This window comes from Protofrankia sp. Cr1, assembly GCF_963555865.1.
Lineage (GTDB): Bacteria > Actinomycetota > Actinomycetes > Frankiales > Frankiaceae > Protofrankia.
The window spans coordinates 1-4414 of record NZ_CAUVXO010000396.1 but is presented as its reverse complement, the minus strand read 5'-3'; the positions used below and the strand labels follow the sequence as shown (position 1 = coordinate 4414).

The window sequence follows — 4414 nt, the reverse complement described above, 5'->3', positions numbered from 1 at the left end:
CTGTCAGGGTCGGTGGCGGTGTAGCCGCGCAGGTAGGCGGTGACACGCCGTTTCGTGCCGATCGCGGCCAGCCGGGCGGTGACCGCGGCCTCGTCGGGGTAGTGGTGGGTACCCAGGGCGCGACGGAGCCGGGCGAGGTCGTCACGGGCCCGATCGAGTGTGCGGGCCCGGGCGGTGACGGCAGCCTGAGCGCGGGCCGAGGACCAGACGAACACGGTCCGTACGGTCAGCGCAGGGTCGGCGGTCCGAGGCCCACGCAGGGTCGTACTGTTCTCGGTGACCGGTAGGCGCCGCGCTGGTGGGCGAGTTTCGCGCTGTCGCGGGCAGCGGTGTAGTGGACCGGGGTGGCCAGGGCCCAGTCGCAGGCGGCCAACACCGCCTGGGGGACAGCGCTTTTTGGGGCGGGTGCGATGAACTGCACCTCGGCGGCGGCCAGCTCGGTCAGGTTGGTGTAGGAGACGAGTGTGGAGTCGCCGACGAGCAGGAACCGGCGTTGTCCGGCGATCTGGCGCAGGGCTCGCATCGCACCGGTGACCTGGGAGACCTCGGCCGCGCCGCCGTCGTAGGCGCGGTGGAAGACGGGTATGCCGCCGTCGCCGGTCACCGCGAGTCCGGTTTGGACGTGTTTGAGGTCGGGACGGCGGTCCTTGGGATGACCGTAGCGGGGGGTGGCGTAGTCGGGGTCGACCTGCGGATAGGCGCCGAATAGTGACATTGAGGTCATATCCCAATGGATCCGGGACACGTCCACCCCGAATTCGACGATTGCGCGGGTGCCGACCGACCCGGCGACGTGTTCGGCCTCGGGGGCGAGGGCGTCTGGTGCCCGGCCGATCCGGTCGCCGCCCAGCGCGTCGGCGGGGATCCCGAGCATCTCCTGGACCGCCCAGGTCTGCGCCCAGTCGGTGACCCGGACCAGCGGTGTCGGGGACGTCAGCCGGTTGGCGATCAGCGCCTCGATGACCTGGCCGTGGGTCAGCCGGGCGAGGTCACGCACGGGGCAGAGCCGGTCCACCGTACCCGCGACGTCGAGGCGGGCCAGGAAGTCGCGGACGACCGGTAGCGCGCCGAGCGTCTTCTCCAGGCTCGGTGGCCCGTACTCCAACCCGACAGACACGACCCGAACCGTGCCAGTTCAGCCACTCCCAGACCCCGCAGGAAACCCGAGGATCACACAAAAACGATCAACGGATTCCCTCCGCACGCACGTGCGGAAGACGAGACTAGCAGGCGGATACCGGACGCGATATCGCGGCGGGCGATGCGGAACGTCAGCTGGCGACGGTCGGGCCTCCGGCCTACCGGTGTTCCTCGGAGGTGGTGGCGGCTGCGGTGGTGTCCTCCCAGTGCAGGATCAGCCCGGCGAGCGCGTCGACTGCTCTGCTGTATTCCTCGGCTGTCATGGGTATGGTTTCGACCCGCTCGATGACCATGGGGCGGACGACGGGTTGTCGTCGTACTTTCCGGGACGGTCTCGCACCAGATTGGCTGCCGGCTTCCGTGCTCTCGGCGCGGGGGTCGTCCTGAGCGTGGTCGGGACCGGCCATCAGCAGCGCGCCCCCTTGAGCCTCTCTGGCCTGTATCGGCTGTCGGCGCACTCTAACTGCTACGGGAAGCGGTTCCTGGGCAACCACGGCGTCGCCTTTCATCGCCTCCGACGGCTTGTTTTGATGCCGGCGAGTTCAGGCACCGGCGCGGTTCATCCGCATTCGCGGTGATCGCCCGTTGGAGCATGGCTGTCGCCTGGTGCGGCGTGGTCGCGAACTCACCTCGTCGGGCACGCCCGCCGTCCGGCACCGGTCCGGTTCCCGGTCCTTCTGCGGGGTGTCGGGGGTGACCTGTACAACAGGGTCATGGGGCGGGCGGATTGGTCACGGTTGACGGCGTTCCTCGCGAAACAGCCGAGCGAGACGGTCAGGGTGAGTTGGTCTCGGTTCGACTGCATCGTCGGGGGAGTGCCTGCGTCCGCGGTCAACCATCAGGCCTGGTGGTCGGGAGATCGGCCGCACACCCACGCGTGGGCGGCTGCCGGGTTCGTGGTCACGGACCGTCGGCCGGGCGAATGGGTGACCTTCAGCAGAGTCGGGGCAGCGGCGAACGGTGTTTCCAAGCCCGGCGCCGGGTCCGTATGTCCCGACTGGGAGGACAGGTCAGATCCACTTCCGGTACGGCCGCTGGACTGGTCTGCCCGGCATGAGCCGACCGCCCCGTCCGAGGCAGGGAAGCTCCTGGCGGAGGTGGATCCTCGCGCCGTGCTGCTGGTGGTGCCCTGCTCGGCGGCCAAGGCTCCGGGCTGCGGGTCGCGGGTATCTGTTACGTCTCGTGGTTGGCCGGAGGAACTCCTCGCCTCCCGTGCCGAGCTCGCGTCGGCCGCGCAGGTGGACGAGTCGCGGCTCATGCCGGCCTGGCGGCGCTATATCGGCCACTTCTACCAGGCCGCGGGTAAGGCCGTCGGTGACGCCGCGCATCAGGGCCATCTCCTGATCCTCAGCGGGGGATACGGTCTGGCCCGCGCGACGGAATCGATCGGCGACTACAACCGGTCGCTCCGGCTGGCTGACTGGCCTGGCGGGCTGCTGGAACGGCTCCTGGTTGAAGAGTGCCAGACTGTCGGCGGCCCGGCGGTCGCCTTCGTCGCCGACACCACCGGCTATGCGAAGCTGCTGCGCGGTACCGCCTGGAACCGTTCGCCGAACCGGCGCGCGCTGCTGGTGACCGTCAAAGGGGCGGGAGGCGGCGCTATGCGGGCCGTGCCCACCCGTCTCGGGCACGCCTTCGGAGCGTTCTGGCGTCAGCGCCTCGACCAGCTTCCCGCGGGCATCGCCGTCGAGGTGTTGGCGTGACGGCACTCGCGCCGCCTCCCGGTCGTACCCAAGATCAGGACCGGCTGTACGACCTGCTCAGCCAGTTGTCTGAGCGCATCGGCGGGCCGCGCCTGCTCGCCGAGAGCACCGGGCGTGACCTGTGGCCGTCGCATGGCGTCTACTTCTTCTACGAGGCCGGTGAGCAGCGCGCGAACGGGAAACCTCGCGTCGTGCGGGTGGGCACCCACGCGCTGACCACGACTAGCCGGACGACGCTGTGGCAGCGGCTCAGCCAGCACCGTGGCCAGATGGCGGGGCGGCACCCGGGCGGCGGCAACCACCGTGGCTCCGTGTTCCGACTCCATGTCGGGGTGGCGATCATCCGCCGGGATGGCTGTGCCGACGCGTTACTGCGGTCCTGGCTGGCGTCTTCGGCCGACCCAGCTTGGCGGGAAGAGGAACACCTGATCGAGCAGGCGGTCAGCACGGTGATCCGAAATATGACGGTGTCCTGTCTCCCGGTACCGACCCGGTCTGATGGCACCAGCGATCGCGGTCTGATCGAACGGGGCGCGATCGCTCTGCTCTCCGGCCCCGCCGGTGTCGGCGACCAGCCAAGCCCGGGCTGGCTCGGCGCCGCGTCCCCCGACCGGAGGATTCGTGACGCCGGAGTGTGGAACATCAACCACGTCAAGGAGCGGTACGACCCCGCAGCTCTCGACCGCATCGCACACTACGTAGCTCGTCTGGCACAGGCGAACCATTAGCGATGGAACCGCGCCGCGCCCAGGCACCACGGCGCGCCAAGCGTCACCCAAGCGGCTCAATCTTCGTCCAGATGGTGCGTAATGTGAACAGATGGCCCCGGTTGTCGACCCTGGGCTAAGTGCGATTTCACGGCCCGACCGCTCCGGTATTGGCGTTGACCGGGCGACAAGGTGAATCGAGAGGGTGTCCCATCGTGGTCCACGCTGTGGAGACGAGTCTGAAGGTCCTGCTTGAGGGAACACGGCAGTACCAGGTACCGCTGTACCAGCGTACGTACTCCTGGCAGGACGAGCAGCTCAGACGGCTGTGGGACGACGTGGTCAAACTGGCCGACGACCGCGCCGAGGATCCGAAGGCGACGCACTTCATCGGTTCAGTGGTGCTCGCGCCGCAAGACATCGGCCCGGTCGGAGTACAGCAGTATCTGGTCGTCGACGGCCAGCAGCGGCTGACAACCCTGTCGCTGCTGCTGTGCGCGCTGCGCGACCACCGAGCCGCCACCGAGGAACCGATCCACCGGGACCGGATCAACGACAAGTATCTGGTCAACCAGTGGGAGCCGGAAGACCAGCGGCTGAAGCTCCTGCCCACGCAGGCAGACCGGGCCTCCTACCTGGCGAGCGTCGACGCGACGCCGCAGGCCGGCGGTGAGGACCGAGTCGGCTCGGCCTACCGCTTCTTCCGCTCCCGGCTCCAGCCGCCGGCCGACGGGGCGACCTACGGCTCGGCCGCGCAGATCGAGGATGCCGTGACCGGCGGCCTGTCGCTGGTGTCCGTCACCGCTCAGGCGGGCGACAACGTCTATCGGATCTTCGAGTCGCTGAACAACACCGGTATGCGCC

4 protein-coding genes and 1 pseudogene are annotated in these 4414 nt (G+C 69.0%); 3 read left to right on the top strand and 2 right to left on the bottom strand.

Annotated elements, in window-relative coordinates:
- Both U9980_RS22210 and U9980_RS22205 read right to left on the bottom strand, forming a co-directional pair.
- Positions 1-215, bottom strand: a pseudogene (locus U9980_RS22210) (transposase); the annotation flags it as partial.
- A gap of 11 nt (positions 216-226) precedes the next feature.
- Entirely contained in the window at positions 227-1117 is an 891-nt protein-coding gene (locus U9980_RS22205; protein WP_322769703.1) for an IS1634 family transposase, read from the bottom strand.
- 1120 nt (positions 1118-2237) lie between these two features.
- On the opposite strand from U9980_RS22205, the gene U9980_RS22200 reads away from it, so the two are divergent.
- The 3 genes from U9980_RS22200 to U9980_RS22190 all read left to right on the top strand — a co-directional run.
- Entirely contained in the window at positions 2238-2843 is a 606-nt protein-coding gene (locus U9980_RS22200) for a hypothetical protein (RefSeq protein WP_322769702.1), read from the top strand.
- On the top strand, positions 2840-3571 hold the full coding sequence (locus U9980_RS22195; protein WP_322769701.1) for a hypothetical protein: 732 nt from the start codon (positions 2840-2842) through the stop codon (positions 3569-3571). The genes U9980_RS22200 and U9980_RS22195 overlap by 4 nt, the downstream gene beginning before the upstream one ends.
- A gap of 194 nt (positions 3572-3765) precedes the next feature.
- Positions 3766-4414 (top strand): DUF262 domain-containing protein (locus tag U9980_RS22190; RefSeq protein WP_416210353.1); only part of this gene is annotated, 649 nt, incomplete at its 3' end.